The following is a 15,427-nucleotide window of genomic DNA, read 5'->3' on the forward strand; positions in this document are numbered from 1 at the left end:
GAGTTGTGGCCATGAGGTTAATCAATAAATCCCGTTGGGCGGTGCTTGGGGTGACACTTGTTCCCGCACTGGCGGGGGCGAGCGAAGCCGATACAGCCACCGAGATCGAGTTGCTTAAGCAAGAGATCCAGGCTCTTAAGACGCGGTTGCAAGAGATCGAGACTCGCTCGCCGGTGACCGTGCAAAAGTTGGACGTGGCGGTATCGGGTACGGAGCGTAGCGCCGCCATTAACGATGAGCCCGACACTTCGGGCGTGGATGTTGGTGGCGCGCTACGCTTTAACTTAATACATCGCGATTATGTCGATGCCTCTGACGGCAAACGCGGTGAAAGCGGGCTAGATGTATTTCGGCTTAATGTTGATGGTGAACTCAATAATATTTTGGTGTCGGCCGAGTATCGTTTTTACTCATATATGAATACTCTGCACCACGGCTGGATTGGCTATCAGTTTGCCGATGCAAGTCAGCTGAAATTTGGTGTGCATCAGGTCCCCTTTGGCTTGCTGCCCTATGCCGCTCACAACTCATGGTTTGGTGTGCCTTATTATGTGGGGCTAGGTGACGACTACGATATGGGCATGAAGTACCAGCGCAGCGATGGCCCTTGGAGCACGCAATTAGCATTTTATAAAAACGAAGAACTAAACGACGCCAGTAATACTGATCGCTATTCTTACGATGTGATTCGCACGGCCGAGCAGCACAACGAAGAGATCAATCAGCTTAACGCACGCGTGGCTTATACATTTGGTTTGGGTAGTGCTTGCGAGACAGAGGTGGGAGGCTCGATAGCTGCCGGTGAGCTGTACAACGCCGTAACCGATCGCCGAGGTGATCGCTGGGCTGCCGCTGGTCATATCGACAGTCGCTGTGGCCGCTGGAATTTTCAAGCTCAGGCGGCCAGCTATCAATACGATCCGGCAAATCCGGTAGGGGTGGATGACTCACGACTGACAGTGGGTGCTTTCTCGGGTGTTTACGATATTGCCAGCGAGGCTGATTTTGTCGTCGCTAACGTTGCTTACAATATCTCCTCTCCGTGGCAAAACATTGATAGCATTACTTGTTACAACGATTACTCCCATCTTTTTAAAAACGCTGCCAATTCATCTGACTCGATGATTAATACCACCGGTTGCGCGATTGGCAGCGGTCCGCTGTTTACGTATATCGATTATATTCTGGCGAATAACATGCCTTATTTTGGTGCGGGCTCTATGGCCGACGGCGGCGAACAAAAATGGCACGGGCGTTTTAATGTCAATATTGGCTTTTACTGGTAATAGGATGTGGGTGTAAGGCTATGTGGTACAGATTAGCGTTTATAGGGTTGGTTGTATGCGCAACGGTATTACCCGCTCAGGCGCAGCAAACATTGAATGTGGTGTCGTGGGATGGCGCTTACGTTAAAAGCCAAATCCTAGGATTTATTCGTCCCTATGAGGCGGATTCTGGTGTGCGCGTTAATGTTATTCAATACAGTGGCGGTATAGATAGTATTCGCAAGCAGGTACGAGCTTGGAATGTTCAGTGGGATATTGTCGATTTAGAGCTTTTTGATGCGATTCGCGCCTGTGATGAAGGTTTACTTGAGCCCATTGACCCTAAAATACTATCGCCGGCTCCCGATGGCACTAGTGCGCAAGATGATTTTATTGCCGGCAGTTTGATGCCGTGTGGTATTGGCAATGTTGTAGGCTCGACGGTAGTGAGTTTTGATAGAACACAATTCAAAACACCGCCCAGCTCTCTTGACGATTTCTTTAATCTAAAAAAATATCCCGGCAAGCGCGGTTTGCGCCGTTCACCTAAAGTGAACTTGGAATGGGCGTTAGTTGCCGATGGTGTCGCGCCAGAGCGTGTATACGAGGTGCTTTCTAGCGATGCTGGGCTTGATCGAGCCTTTGCTGTGTTGGATCGCATTAAGCCTAACATTGAATGGTGGCAAACTGGTGAAGAGGCTATTCGCTTGTTAGAGACCAAGCGTGTGGAGATGTCATCGGTGTACAGTGGCCGGGTAGACGATGCGCTACAGCGCGGTGAGCCGTTGGATATTATTTGGGATCATCAAGTGTGGTTCTTTGATGTGTGGGCCATCCCTAAAAATGGCCGCAATACCGAGCGGGCAAAAGAGTTTTTACGCTTTGCCAGCAGCACCGAAAGTTTAGCTGAACAAGCGCGTTACATCCCTTATGGGCCGGTGCGGCAATCGGCGCTGGCGCTGCTTACACCCGAGCTGCGTCAGCGGTTGCCCACGGCGAAAGAGCACCTAGCTACGGCAATTGAATTGAACGCCAGCTGGTGGTCAGAAAATCTTGCTCGCATTGCCCCGCGTTTTGAGCAGTGGCTTAGCCGTCCGGTAATGGTGCCTAAAGCGCTACCGCGTTAGGGGGATATTTTTAAATACCTAAAAAATCCGTGATCAGGCTTTATACTAATTATTCTGATAACGTAACGTTGTATTTTTGCAGCAAATCGTTCTCTTGTTGGCCTTTGATTAACTGTCGTCCTTCATTCCATATTTTTATAAGTTGTTGTCTTTTTTTACTGGGTATTTTTTTTGAAAATATCGGTATTTCTACCAGCTTGTGCTCTAGCCCGGGACGCACGATTTGCAATTTCTCGTTCAGATTAAGTCGGTTTAAAACGTGTTGCAGCACCAGTTCACTGTCGGCATATACATCGACTCTATGGTCGATGATCATCTGCAATATACGATCCACGACATCGTCGTAGCCTGCGATAATCTCAATAAGGTGTGAGTTTTTTGGATCGTCCAAGTGATTCTGGTAGTTTACGCTCATCGAGCTATAGTCCCAGCCAGGCCCAGTTGCTATGCGTTTATGATTTAACGATTGTACTCCGCTGTAACGCCACGAGTCGTTGCGCCTGATGACAAAAGCCGAGGCGTATTCAAACGTTTTTTCACTGGCGTAGACAAAGGTTTGCTCTGCACTTTGGGACAATAAATATTCTGGCAGCATGTCGCAAAGGCCCTCTGCAACCATGTCTAAGCCTCTCGCTAAGGGGACTTCATAGTATTCTAAGGTATAGCCTTGTGCGGTGTATATTTGCTCTAACATGTCGATGACAAAGCCGCGTTCAGCCGACTCATCTGCTGGAAATATGGTCATTGGAGGCCATTGGTCGTAGCATACTTTTACGGTGTTAGCGTAACTTAAGCAGCTTATGCTGATTCCGCCAAGGACAGTTATAAGAATGAGTAGACGATACATGATGTTATCTTTCGGCACGGTTTCGACCCTTGTCTTTGGCACCGTACAGCTTCAAGTCGGCACGCTTAAATAACTCGGTTACTGATTGGTCGTTTGGCTTGGATACTTCAACACCAAGGCTTACGGTGTAGCTGATTTCTTTATCGTCAATTTTTAACGTTGTGCTGTCAACGACCTCTCTTATTTTATTGGCCAGCTGAAAGGCCGCATCGATTTCTGTATCGGGTAGAAATATTGCAAATTCTTCTCCGCCCACTCTGCCGATAAGATCGGATTTTCTGAGTAGATCTTTAATCGTTTCTGTAAAATGGATAAGAACATTGTCGCCCGCAAAGTGACCGTGCGTATCGTTGATCATTTTAAAGTGATCTAGATCCATTAAGATAAAGCTGGCGGAAGATTTTTGGCGTTGCGATAACAGCAACAAGTGCTGAGACATTTCAAAGAAGCTACCCCTATTTAATGTCCCTGTTAGAGAGTCTTTTGTTGCCAGCTCTTTAAGTTGCTGGTTGAGTGTTTGTAATGCCTCGGTGCGTTTTTCAACGGCATTTTCTAGCCAGCTTCGTTTGGCTTGTTCGTCTTCTAGTAACCGTTCGCGATCATTTTGCATGGCGCTAAGCATATTGTTCATATGCTCTTGCAGTTGGCTTATTTCATTGTTCTCGGCATTTGACAGGTTAATTCGTTTGTTTGCATCTTGGCTTAGCTGCACCTCATTGACCTGTCGCATTAACTCCTTCATTGGGCGTGCTAAATAACGATCAAATGCCCAAATAAAGAGCCAAAATAAAATGGATAGCTTTATTATTGCGGTGATCGCAATCAAAGAAAATCCAAATAGCACCCGATCTAATACGACTTCTGATGATGAGTAAAGAGTCAGTGAGCCAAGAAAAATTCTTTTATCGTTAAGCGTCCAATACAATTCTGTTTTTGTATCGAACAGCGATAACGGAGGAGAAGTTGAGGCATAGGACCTTCTAGAAATCATGTTTTTGGCATGTTTATCTAAAACATCAACCCCGACAATAATGGGCATTTTGAGTAACCCGGTGATGAGCGCGTCTAGCTGATTCTGGTTGTACTGCCATAAGCTGGTGGCCAGAGGGCCGCGTACGGTCTCTTCCAGCTGCTCTAGCTCGTTTAAGATTGAGTCCTGAGTCTTTAAATACTCGGTTAGAAATTGCGTGCCAGTGATTAAGCAAGTTACCCCCAAGTAAATGGAAAAGATAACCCGCATCATTTTTTGGGATAAGCTTTGAGGGCGAAGAAAACGTGCAAGCATTAAGTGTGGCCCTATCTCGATAAGCTTTCTATGGTCTCTAATCTTAGAGGACTCTCGCATTTAATGGAATAGACGCCAAAACTCTCTACCGTCAGCCTGATGTGATGCGTTGTCATAATCGATGCAGGGGCCTCTGTAGCTCCGTGACAGCGAGATCAAGAGGAATGTTGTAACTGTTGCGGGGTTCTGGCAGCTGATAGCGTGATCTAGCGGTTGATAAGGTTGGTGTTTTTAGATTTGAGCGAGGGGCGTGCTGTGTTTTGTCGCTGAGGGTATTGCTGCGGTACGGTGATGGCCACAAAAAAGCCCCCGCAACCAAAGGCTGCGGGGGCTTTTTGTATTGCTCGGCTATTTAGCCTTTTTTCTCGGCAGCTTCGCGTGCTTTAACCTTGGCAATAACGTCTTCGGTGACGTTAGCAGGACAAGCAGCGTAGTGTGCAAACTCCATAGAGAACTGGCCGCGACCAGAAGTCATGGTGCGCAAGTGACCGATGTAACCGAACATTTCAGACAGTGGAACGTCTGCTTTGATGCGGATACCGGTAGCACCTGGATCTTGACCCGCGATCATGCCGCGACGACGGTTCAAGTCACCGATAACATCACCTACGTGATCTTCTGGGGTGAATACGTCTACCTTCATGATCGGCTCCAACAACTGTGGGCCGGCCTTAGGCATAGACTGGCGGAAAGCGCCTTTGGCGGCGATTTCAAACGCGATGGCCGAGGAGTCAACGGCGTGGAAGCCACCGTCATACAGCTCAACTTCAACGTCCAGCACCGGGAATCCAGCCAGCGGGCCTTTTTCCATCATGCTCTTAAAGCCTTTCTCGATCGCTGGGAAGAATTCTTTAGGTACGTTACCGCCCACAACCGATGAAGTGAAGGTGAAGCCAGTGTTTGCTTCGCCTGGCTTGATACGGTAGTCGATTTTACCAAACTGACCAGAACCACCAGATTGCTTCTTGTGGGTGTAAGAATCTTCGATTTGCTTGGTGATTGTTTCGCGGTAAGCCACCTGAGGCTGACCCACAACCAGTTCAACACCGTAGGTACGCTTCAGGATGTCGACTTTAATATCCAAGTGCAGCTCACCCATACCTTTCAGGATGGTCTCACCGGAATCTTCGTCGGTCTCTACGCGGAACGATGGATCTTCAGCAACCATTTTACCAATGGCAACACCCATTTTCTCGGTAGAGCCTTTGTCTTTAGGGGCAACGGCGATCGAGATAACTGGATCTGGGAACACCATGGCTTCTAGGGTACAAGGGTGCTTAGGATCACACAGGGTGTGACCGGTTTGCACGTTCTTCATACCAACGATGGCGATAATGTCACCGGCTTGTGCGCTGCTTAGCTCGTTACGCTCATCGGCATGCATTTCTACCATGCGGCCAACACGTTCGGTTTTACCGGTAAACGAGTTAAGAATCGTGTCACCTTTGTTCAATTTACCAGAGTAAATACGCACAAAGGTCAGGGCGCCAAAACGGTCGTCCATGATTTTAAAAGCCAATGCTTTCAAAGGCTCGTCGGCCGATACGATGGCTTTCTCGCCAGTTGGAGTGCCTTCTTCATCGGTCAAATCTTGTGGATCAACTTCGGTCGGTGCCGGTAAGTAATCAACAACCGCGTCCAATACCAACTGCATGCCTTTGTTTTTAAAGGCAGAGCCGCAGAAAGTAGGGAAGAAGGTCAGATCGCGGGTACCCTTACGGATGCAGCGCTTGATGTCTTCAATAGAGGGCTCTTCACCTTCCATGTAAGCCATCATCAGGTCATCGTCGACTTCAACGGCGGTCTCGATCAGCTGCTCGCGATACATATCAACGTCGTCAACCATGTCGGCTGGAATATCTTCAACGCTGAAGTTCTCTGGTAGGCCAGAATCGTCCCATACGTAAGCTTTACGGCTCAGTAGGTCGACTACACCACTAAAGGTATCTTCGGTACCGATAGGCAAAGTCATAACCAATGCGTTAGCGCCCAGTACATCTTTAACCTGATCAACTACTTTCAGGAAGTCGGCACCGATACGGTCCAGCTTGTTGACAAAGATAATACGAGCAACTTCAGATTCGTTAGCGTAGCGCCAGTTGGTTTCTGATTGCGGCTCAACACCACCAGAGCCACAGAATACACCGATACCGCCATCGAGAACTTTAAGCGAACGATATACTTCTACGGTGAAGTCAACGTGCCCAGGGGTGTCGATGACGTTCAGGCGGTGGTCTTTCCAGAAACAACTAACCGCAGCGGACTGAATGGTAATACCGCGCTCGGCTTCTTGTTCCATGAAGTCGGTGGTGGATTCACCCTCGTGCGTTTCACCCAGCTTGTGAATACGGCCGGTGAGCTTGAGGATGCGCTCGGTGGTAGTGGTTTTGCCCGCGTCAACGTGGGCAAAGATACCAATGTTTCTGTAGTTACTTAGCTCTGTCATTTAGATACTCGTATATCAAGGCCAAAAATTTGGACGGCATTGTACAGCGATGGAGGTGTTAATTGCCAATACTAATTAGCCTACAAAGTCCAGCTTTTTGCGGTGAGTTAATTTTTTGCGGTATTTTTGCGTGTTAAAAGCCATTTTGGCTGTTTTGAGGCGCAATTATACGGCGAAATCAATAAGTTTGGGCGAATCGATTTATATTATTTATAGCGGCTCTCTGTCAGTATCGACCCAGTAGGGCGTTATTAGCTTGGGTTGTATGCCGGCGCTAAGGGTTGCCTGCCGCTTGCCGTATACAGCAAGCGGCGCAATCAAATTAATGGTGTTTATGCGCGAGGTAGTTAGCTATTTCTACCATCGGAGCCACCCATAGCTGTTCGCGTTTTTGGTCTAGGTACTCAATGAGGGCGGTATGCTTGGCGTTGTCGATATTTAGCGGGTGTTCACCACCCACACCGTGAAACAAAAACACCACCAGGCCGCCTTGGTCGATCGCCTGATCAACCAGTGCCGTAAGCTGTTGGGTGCTGCTGCCGTTAATCACATAAGAGTCAATATCAAACAGTTTTACATCGCCAACTTGCATGACGCTACTTTTAACGCCGCGCGCGCCAACAAATAGCGGTTTGATGGCCTCAACATAAGATTCACCGCCCGCTGTCATATCGCCGCAGGGGTAAGCGTAGGTCCGCTCGGTCTTCCCGTCGACCGCTTCAAGAGCAATGTTGGCTACCTTTAAATTATCCACCATGCGTGCCACGCTCCATGTAGATAAATCTCGCTCAGGATTGACCCACTCACGGTTAGGCTTTGATGCGTCGCAAGGGTGAAACAGTGAGTGGTTGCCCAGCTCGTGGCCACGAGCGGCTACTGCGCGCCATTCATTTAAGCGGTCGCCAAATGGTGGATAGCCTACAGTGAGGTAAAACGTCGCCTGAAAATTGTACGTGTCCAGTACTGGAATAGCTTTATCCAAATGAACATTAAGTGAGTCGTCATAAGTGAGCGACACAGCGGCGTGTTTGCCATTCCAGCTGTCATCGGCAGCGCTTAATTGTGCAAGGCTTAAGAGTAATAGGGCTGGTAGCCCGAAACATAATAGGCGCATCAGAGAATCCTTTGTTATTAGTGTGTCGATCAAGTTGCAGAATAATCGACTCGGGCCCCAGTACCAAGCCATGATTCGTTAATCTTTTAAAGGAGATCTAACGTCAACGTACCTGTAGTGGCTGTGGTTTTTATGACCGTTATGGCCGTGGTTAGGCATCAAGCAGGATGCTAGCGGGTAAGGTGGCTTGTATTTGACTTTCGCTATGTCCTACCATTTTCAATAATGGCAAAACCGTTTATAGTCTGCATGGCCAGATAGGATGGTGGTGCACAGTGCTAGGGCCAATAGGCTAGTACGCTCAGTAATCCCCCCCCCTTGCATCTTGTTCGCTTTAACTTTACAGATGATTTGTGCCGCTTACGTTTTATAAATGTTTAAGTTTTTATGGGGCTTGTCGGTTGATATGGCGATAATACGCTGCACACTAACTGATTATAATTTTTAACGCCGTCACCGTATTACTATATAAAACATTGTTAACAAGTCTATTTTAGGTGCCAAAGAAATAATAATGACACTGATATATCATTTGGGGTTCGGTAGTCTTCGTTTCTAATAGAAATTTTTCTAATGGATATGCAATGTCTTGGGCTTATGCTGTTGGTTCGTCTGTGTTGCCAATGGCGGCGGCAATTATTTTTGGCTGTTTCCTATGGCTGTCGACAGTACCATTATAAAGCCAGAACTAAATCAGCCGTTAAAGTCGATGGATACTCAATCATTTTTGACTTCGTTAATATTGGCAATCGCTCTGTACGCTCTTTATCGCGCAATGGCAGATGCTATTTGTTTGCTGGCATTGTGGAAGTTATCTTCTGGTCCGAACGTTGCGTCTGATGAAGTAATATAAACGAATAAGTTATTCGCTTAATCAAATTGTAAATATGTCCTTTCAGGATTGGAATAAAAGCGAGTGCCTTTCGCTGTGGTGAAATTTTAAGTAGTTGTTATATTAATATTTAATATCAGGGGATTTAAATGGATTTAGTATATAAAAATGAAAAGCCACTTTTTATTATAGCGGCTGTTATATCGACAATATTTTGGCTTGTTCTTACTGTTGCCACAATAGGGGTGGTTTTAATATATTTACTTTTAGGTTATTTGTTTTTTTTGTTTGCCCATTCGGCGTTTATATCCTACCTAAAAGGTACTGGGGTAAAGATAAGTGATGAGCAATACCCTGATTTATATGAAAAATTAGTTCGTGGCTGCGCTACGGTGGGTTTGAAGGAAGTCCCTGAGGCTTATCTGCTGAGAACTGATTTTTTCAATGCTATCGCGACAAAATTTCTTGGTAAGCACTTTGTTGTTCTTTTTACTGATGTGGTTGATGCGTTAGATAGTCAACCTGGGGCTATTGATTTTTATATCGGTCACGAGCTGGGGCATATCCATAGGCGACACTTAAGCTGGAGCACTTTTATTTGGCCAGCCTCTGTATTGCCTTTGCTTGGGGCCGCGTTGAGGCGGGCCGAAGAATATACCTGTGATCGTTATGGTGTGGCGTGCTGCCAGTCGGAAGATGATATTAAAGCGGCCATTTCTGCAATAGCGGCCGGAGATACTAGGTGGAAATCTATAAATATTAATTCGTATCTCAAGCAGGTGTCGTATACTCGTGGATTTTGGATGTCATTTAATGAGTTGACGAGTGATTATCCTTGGCTTACAAAACGTATGGCTACATCGTTAGCTGTAAGTCGAGGAGAAAAAATAAAATGCCCTAGACGCAATATATTCGCTTGGGCTTTGGCGTGTGTCATACCTAGATTCGGAGTCAATGGAGCCGGGTCTTTATTGGTTGTCGTAGCAGTAATCGGTATTTTGGCCGCTGTTGCTTTACCGGCTTATCAGGATTATACCGAGCGTGCGCGCATAGCGGGTGCTTATACGTCGGCGAAGCAAGTGCAAGCGAAAGTGACCCAATATGTCGCTAATCATGAGGCATGGCCACAATCTATGCAGGTGTTAGGCTATAACGAAGATGCTTTAGTCGACCATGCTAATAATGTCTCTGTTAGTCTTTACGATGAGGGAATGATTGGTGCTTTGGTTGGTGTGGATTATGCCGGTGATGAGCAGTATCTCGTGCTGGAGCCCGAGGTGATTGACGAAGGTATCGTCTGGCATTGCTATGGCGAGAACCTGTTAGCTAAGAGTTTACCGGCTGCTTGTCGATAATTGGCAGTATTAATTGCTCGTTCCCCCTCATTGTTGGGGGCGTCAAATAACATCAACGTTGGCTCCTGCTAAGCTGGAGCCAACGTTTTATCTTCTATCCATACCTACCTAATTAAGCTTGCATACTTTCGCTATGCGCGAACATTTACCTTGCTGGCCTTTTTGTTCTGCAATCGCAGCGCTATCATAAAAAACATCAAACCTACAGCGGCGGTGGCGGCACCTACGTAACCGGTCGAGCTCCAGCCAAATCCTGTCGAAATCGCCAAACCTCCCAGTAGTGGGCCAATGGCGTTAGCGGTATTAAAAGCGGCGTGATGCGATGCGGCGGCCAAGGTTTGGGCGCCGGGTGCGACGTCCATCAAGTGTGTTTGTAATGGTGGTGATACAGCGACTACGGTGCCGACTAAAAAGGCGGCCAATAAAATACTCCATAGCTCTGAGGTGGCTTGCGGGTAGAGCAATAAAATAAAAATACTCCACAGCAGTACGCCGCCCACGGCTTTAAACTGATATTTATCAAACAGCCAGCCACCCGCAATATTGCCGGTAAAGCCGCCTAAGCCAAACGCGGCCATAGCAATAGGAATCCACATTTTACTTTGACCGGTCACGTGCAAAATAGTCGGGGCTAGGTAGCTGAATACGGCAAATACGCCGGCAAAGCCGGTGGCGCCAATAAGCAGTGCCAGCCATACCTGCAGACGGTTAAAGGCTTTGATTTCGTGCAGGGGATTGTTGCGCACTTGTTGTTTGTTGAGTGGCACAAAGATCAAAATAAGCACGATACTCAACACCGATATAGCGCCGACCAAGGCAAAAGCGTAGCGCCAACTGATGGATTGACCGAGCCACGTGGCCAATGGGTTGCCAATCAGTACCGCAAGGGTAAGGCCGATCATTACTCGGCTGACAGCTTTGCCCCGTTGGCTGGGCGGCACTAAGCTGGCGACCACTAACGCTGCAACACCAAAGTAGGTGCCGTGAGGCAGGCCGGCAATAAAGCGCATCGCCATTAAACTTTCGTAGTTGGGCGCAAAGGCGCTGGCGATATTGGCCAGCGCGTAAAAGCCCATGAGAAGTAACAATAGGTGGCGATGGAATAAGCGTGCGCCGGCTATGGCGAGCAGTGGTGCGCCGATGACCACGCCCAATGCGTAAGCGCTGATCACGTGGCCTACCTGTGGCTCGTTCACGCCCAGCCCTGCGGCGATGCTGGGCATTAGGCCCATGGTGGCAAACTCGCCAGTACCGATGCCAAAGCCGCCAATGGCCAGAGCGATTTCAATCATCCACATGGCGGTTTTGCTGAGCTTAGGTTGTTCTTGCGGCATAAAATGTTTCGCGTACAAAAGGACAACGAATTTCACCCAGTGCACGCGAGCGCGACCGGTAAATATTGTCTGGTGGTTGATGGAGTGCGCCATCTTACGCGAAGAATGGGTCTTTGAGTGTTAAGGCGTTGTTAAGATGAATGAATACCTATGTAAATTGTTAACAGGCTAAATGTTTCGATAGGCGCTAGGCGTTTGCCCAGTAACCCGGGTAAATTCTCGGTGAAAATGTGATTTGGTGGCAAAGCCCGCTGCTAGGTAGGCCTCGGTGATGGACATGTGGGGCGAGCTAATAAGCAGGTGTTTGGCCCGCTCTCCCCGCCAGTCGTTCAGGTGACGTGAAAAGCTAACGCCAGCGCAGAGGTTAATAGCCTGCGATAGTTGTCGAGCGGGCACCCCTAAAAGCTTGCTGGCACGAGCCAGGGTGATGCCCTGTTCACTGCGGTACAGCTCGCGTTCGGCAATTAATGTTTGCCAGCGCGTAAAGAGTTGCCGTTGTTGTGTCTCGCTTTGCGTCGCTAGATTATTGACAGGTTTTAGCTGGTGCATCCACTCGACTAGCGGCGCGCGGGCCAGTACCAACATCAGGGCGGCAAGGTGAACCAGCAGAAACAAGCCTGCCCCGACAGTGAGTGACACGCTGTGCATAATGGGTATGCCGTTGCGCAATTCGAAGGCCGCCGCAAGCTCGACCAGCAGATTTAGCAGCATTAAACCTGCCAGTAACCAAAGCCAAGTTCGGGCATCTTTTTGCTGTTTTAAATTGTCGCCGGAGCTTTGCCGCAAACGCCACACGGCGGCCCCCCAATAGCCCGCAAAACTTAGAATAATTAGTGCATCTAATAGCCCACCGTGTTGTGTGCTTAGCCCTAGCAACATAAGAGCAGGGGGGATTGCATGCAGCCATTGGTGGCGGAGCTGCAAATGATTGGGTGCCAGCACACTTAAATAATAAGCATAAAGCGCCGGCCCCAGCCACATGGCACCAAGGGCGCGCACGATTGCAGCCTCGGACCACAGCTGGCTAAGCAATGCCGCGGCCAAGGTGTTTTGCAAGGCGTAAAGCAGGTAGTTAATACCCAGCATGCGAGCACACAGGGGGTTGAGTGCTCGGCTGAACAGTAGGCTAATGGCGATCAGTAGGCACAGAGGCGCGCTGATGGAATAGAAAATTGTGAGCAAGCGTATGTCCTCGATCGCGTTTTAGGACGCATGATACCGATTTTTGTCGCAAGGTAGACACTAACTCAACACAAACAGGAGTAAATCTGATGCGGCGAATTTTTTCTTTGGTGATGCTTATTTTAGGGTTGTCCGGAACCTCGAGCTGGGCCAGTCCTCAGGCAGCAAGTGTATTGATCAAAAATGTACAAATTGTCAATCCGGGATCGCCTCTGGGTGAGCCTACCGATGTATACCTTGAAGGCGAACGGATTGTGGCTATTGGTAAGGTGCCTGGGCAGGCCTCGAGGGTAATCGAGGGGCAAGGACGATATTTGATTCCAGGCTTGATTGATACTCACGTGCATTTGCAGGGGGTGCCGGGTGAGTCAGAGCAGTTGCCAGCGCCTGTGCGTGAGCAGGCATTAGCGCAGATACCGCGCAGCTATCTTTACTTTGGTTTTACAACTTTATTGGATTTAATCAGTACTGATTCGATGCTGGAGAGCTGGAACCAACAGCCTTTAGCGCCTCAGGCTTATCACTGTGTTGGTGTGCCGATTCCCGGTGGTTATCCTCTCGCCTGGATTCCAGCGGAGCAGCAGTTGAGCTCTCCGGCGGCACAGTTTTATTTGTTTGATGAGCGTCAGACATCGTTAATGGCTACCACTGAAGGCAGCCAAGCGCATAAAGTAAAGCCTTTGGTTGCGCGCATTGCGGCCACCAAAGCACGCTGCATTAAAGTGTTTTATGAAACAGGTTTTGGTCGGCTAAAGAACTTGCCAGTACCCACAGTGGCCATGATGCGCGAGCTGGTTGAGGAGGCGCACAAGTATCATTTGCCGGTGTATTTGCATGGTAATAGTGAGCAAGCACACGAATTTGCGCTGCAAACTGGGGTGGATATGTTGGTGCATGGCCTTTGGCATGGGGAGCAAAATTCGGTGAAATCTTTAGCCCAGCGGGTATCTGTAAGTGGGTTAAAAGTGCAGCCTACATTACAAGTTATTTTGGGCGAGCAGGCGCTGTTTGATACAACTTTTTTACAGGCTGATAAGGTGGCTCATGCTATGCCAGAGGGATTGATAGAGTGGTATCGCTCAGAGTCAGGGCAGTGGATGGCGCAACAAATGGCTCATGGGTTGGCTATCAAATCGGCTCCAGACCTACACCAAGCAGCTCAAGCGGCGCTGGTGGCACCTGTGAATCTGATGCAAGAGTACATGGCTGAACTCATTGCCAGCAACAGCAATTTGGTATTTGGCTCAGATACGCCTAGCGGGCCTATTTACACTCAATTCCCAGGGCTGAACGGTTATTTAGAAACTCAACAATGGCTCGAGAGTGGTGTGAGTTTGAGCCAACTGTTTTATGCCTTAACACTAGGCAATGCTACGGTACTGGGGTTGGAGGAACAGTTAGGTACGGTTGCGGCTGGTAAGCGTGCCGATTTGCTGTTATTGACGAGTAACCCGCTGCAGTCTGCCCGCGCCTATGACAGCATAGAGTGGGTGATTTTGGGCGGCGTGCCGATAGCGCGTGAAGCACTATCGGCAAGGGCTTTACTTGGCGTCGGGCAAGGTGATGTTCAACTCCAGCACTGAGCAGTCGTCAGCGTTGTCGAGTTGTACTGAAACTTGGTCCTGATCAATATCGACATATTTGCGAATGACGTCGATGATTTCCTGCTGCATTAGCGGCAGGTAATCGGGTTGGCCGCGGGTGCTGCGTTCGTGAGCGACAATAATTTGTAATCGCTCCTTGGCAACCGAGGCCGATGAGGATGGTTTGTTTTTCTTTAACAGATAATCCAGTATGCCCATTACTTGCCTCCTAGCAATCGCTTAAAGAAGCCTTTTTGCACTTGCTCTAAAAAGCGATGTGGAACCTCGTCGCCCAGCAGACGAGAGACCGCATCTTGATACGCTTGACCGGCTTCAGACTCGGTGTCGAGAATGACCGGTGAGCCTTGGTTTGACGCTTTAAGTACCGCTTCGGACTCGGGGATAACGCCCAGCAGTGGAATTGCCAAAATCTCTTCTACGTCTTCTACGCTTAGCATCTCGGCGTTGGCAACACGCGATGGGTTGTAGCGGGTTAGCAGCAGGTGTTCTTTAACGGCTTTACCTTGTTCGGCCAAGCGCGATTTACTTTGTAAAATGCCTAAAATGCGGTCGGAATCACGTACCGACGATACCTCGGGATTGGTGACCACAATGGCTTCTTCGGCAAAGTACAGCGCCATTTGCGCGCCCTGCTCGATACCGGCGGGTGAGTCGCAGATAATAAAATCAAAGTCTTCGGCCAGCTCGTTCAGAATTGCTTCTACGCCTTCATAGGTTAGAGCGTCTTTATCGCGGGTTTGCGAGGCGGGCAAAATATACAGCCCCTCGGTGCGTTTGTCTTTGATCAGTGCTTGCTTGAGGGTCGCCTCCTTGTTGATCACGTTGACAAAGTCGTACACCACACGGCGCTCGCAACCCATAATTAAATCTAGGTTGCGCAAGCCCACGTCAAAATCGATAACCACGGTTTTTTTGCCGCGTAATGCCAGGCCGGTGGATATCGCCGCGCTTGAGGTGGTTTTACCAACGCCACCTTTGCCAGATGTTATTACTATGATTTTAGCCACGTGTTGTCCTCGTATTAATCGTCAGTGGT

13 protein-coding genes are annotated in these 15,427 nt (G+C 48.6%); 5 read left to right on the plus strand and 8 right to left on the minus strand.

Features of this window, described 5'->3' with window-relative positions:
* Positions 1 to 11: 11 nt before the first annotated feature.
* Together GILYN3_RS12765 and GILYN3_RS12770 are read left to right on the plus strand one after the other, a co-directional pair.
* Positions 12 to 1,286 (plus strand): porin, encoded by a 1,275-nt coding sequence (locus tag GILYN3_RS12765; protein ID WP_049723345.1) that lies wholly within the window; start codon positions 12 to 14, stop codon positions 1,284 to 1,286.
* A 20-nt stretch (positions 1,287 to 1,306) separates the two neighbouring features.
* Positions 1,307 to 2,392 carry an ABC transporter substrate-binding protein gene (locus tag GILYN3_RS12770; protein ID WP_049723346.1) on the plus strand — a complete coding sequence of 362 codons (1,086 nt, stop codon included), beginning with the start codon at positions 1,307 to 1,309 and terminating at the stop codon, positions 2,390 to 2,392.
* A 49-nt stretch (positions 2,393 to 2,441) separates the two neighbouring features.
* On the opposite strand, the gene GILYN3_RS12775 is transcribed toward GILYN3_RS12770, so the two are convergent.
* The 4 genes from GILYN3_RS12775 to GILYN3_RS12790 all read right to left on the minus strand — a co-directional run bounded on the left by GILYN3_RS12775 (position 2,442) and on the right by GILYN3_RS12790 (position 8,084).
* Entirely contained in the window at positions 2,442 to 3,239 is a 798-nt protein-coding gene (locus GILYN3_RS12775; protein WP_049723347.1) for a substrate-binding periplasmic protein, read from the minus strand.
* A 4-nt stretch (positions 3,240 to 3,243) separates the two neighbouring features.
* The gene (locus GILYN3_RS12780) at positions 3,244 to 4,278 is read right to left on the minus strand and encodes a GGDEF domain-containing protein (RefSeq protein ID WP_232305590.1); all 1,035 of its coding nucleotides are present in this window, start codon (positions 4,276 to 4,278) and stop codon (positions 3,244 to 3,246) included.
* Between the two features lie 598 nt (positions 4,279 to 4,876).
* Positions 4,877 to 6,970 carry an elongation factor G gene (gene fusA / locus GILYN3_RS12785; RefSeq protein WP_049723349.1) on the minus strand — a complete coding sequence of 698 codons (2,094 nt, stop codon included), beginning with the start codon at positions 6,968 to 6,970 and terminating at the stop codon, positions 4,877 to 4,879.
* Between the two features lie 322 nt (positions 6,971 to 7,292).
* The gene (locus tag GILYN3_RS12790) at positions 7,293 to 8,084 is read right to left on the minus strand and encodes a polysaccharide deacetylase family protein (protein ID WP_049723350.1); all 792 of its coding nucleotides are present in this window, start codon (positions 8,082 to 8,084) and stop codon (positions 7,293 to 7,295) included.
* 655 nt (positions 8,085 to 8,739) lie between these two features.
* Here GILYN3_RS12790 and GILYN3_RS12795 point away from each other — a divergent pair.
* Both GILYN3_RS12795 and GILYN3_RS12800 read left to right on the plus strand, forming a co-directional pair.
* Positions 8,740 to 8,937, plus strand: a complete 198-nt coding sequence (locus GILYN3_RS12795) for a hypothetical protein (protein ID WP_049723351.1) — start codon at positions 8,740 to 8,742, stop codon at positions 8,935 to 8,937.
* A gap of 128 nt (positions 8,938 to 9,065) precedes the next feature.
* Positions 9,066 to 10,271: a M48 family metalloprotease gene (locus GILYN3_RS12800; RefSeq protein ID WP_049723352.1), complete on the plus strand. Its 1,206-nt coding sequence runs from the start codon at positions 9,066 to 9,068 to the stop codon at positions 10,269 to 10,271.
* A 131-nt stretch (positions 10,272 to 10,402) separates the two neighbouring features.
* On the opposite strand, the gene GILYN3_RS12805 is transcribed toward GILYN3_RS12800, so the two are convergent.
* The gene (locus tag GILYN3_RS12805; protein WP_049723353.1) at positions 10,403 to 11,605 is read right to left on the minus strand and encodes an MFS transporter; all 1,203 of its coding nucleotides are present in this window, start codon (positions 11,603 to 11,605) and stop codon (positions 10,403 to 10,405) included.
* 168 nt (positions 11,606 to 11,773) lie between these two features.
* Positions 11,774 to 12,787 carry a helix-turn-helix domain-containing protein gene (locus GILYN3_RS12810; RefSeq protein ID WP_157484934.1) on the minus strand — a complete coding sequence of 338 codons (1,014 nt, stop codon included), beginning with the start codon at positions 12,785 to 12,787 and terminating at the stop codon, positions 11,774 to 11,776.
* A gap of 89 nt (positions 12,788 to 12,876) precedes the next feature.
* Here GILYN3_RS12810 and GILYN3_RS12815 point away from each other — a divergent pair, with 89 nt between their 5' ends.
* A complete protein-coding gene (locus GILYN3_RS12815) occupies positions 12,877 to 14,370 on the plus strand; it encodes an amidohydrolase family protein (RefSeq protein ID WP_049723355.1) in 1,494 nt (497 codons plus the stop codon).
* On the opposite strand, the gene minE is transcribed toward GILYN3_RS12815, so the two are convergent.
* Together minE and minD are read right to left on the minus strand one after the other, a co-directional pair.
* Entirely contained in the window at positions 14,329 to 14,589 is a 261-nt protein-coding gene (gene minE, locus GILYN3_RS12820; RefSeq protein ID WP_049723356.1) for a cell division topological specificity factor MinE, read from the minus strand. The genes GILYN3_RS12815 and minE overlap by 42 nt on opposite strands.
* On the minus strand, positions 14,589 to 15,398 hold the full coding sequence (gene minD / locus GILYN3_RS12825) for a septum site-determining protein MinD (protein WP_049723357.1): 810 nt from the start codon (positions 15,396 to 15,398) through the stop codon (positions 14,589 to 14,591). Before minD ends, minE begins: the two co-directional genes overlap by 1 nt.
* Between the last annotated feature and the right edge of the window lie 29 nt (positions 15,399 to 15,427).

The organism is Gilvimarinus polysaccharolyticus (assembly GCF_001187555.1).
GTDB lineage: Bacteria > Pseudomonadota > Gammaproteobacteria > Pseudomonadales > Cellvibrionaceae > Gilvimarinus > Gilvimarinus polysaccharolyticus.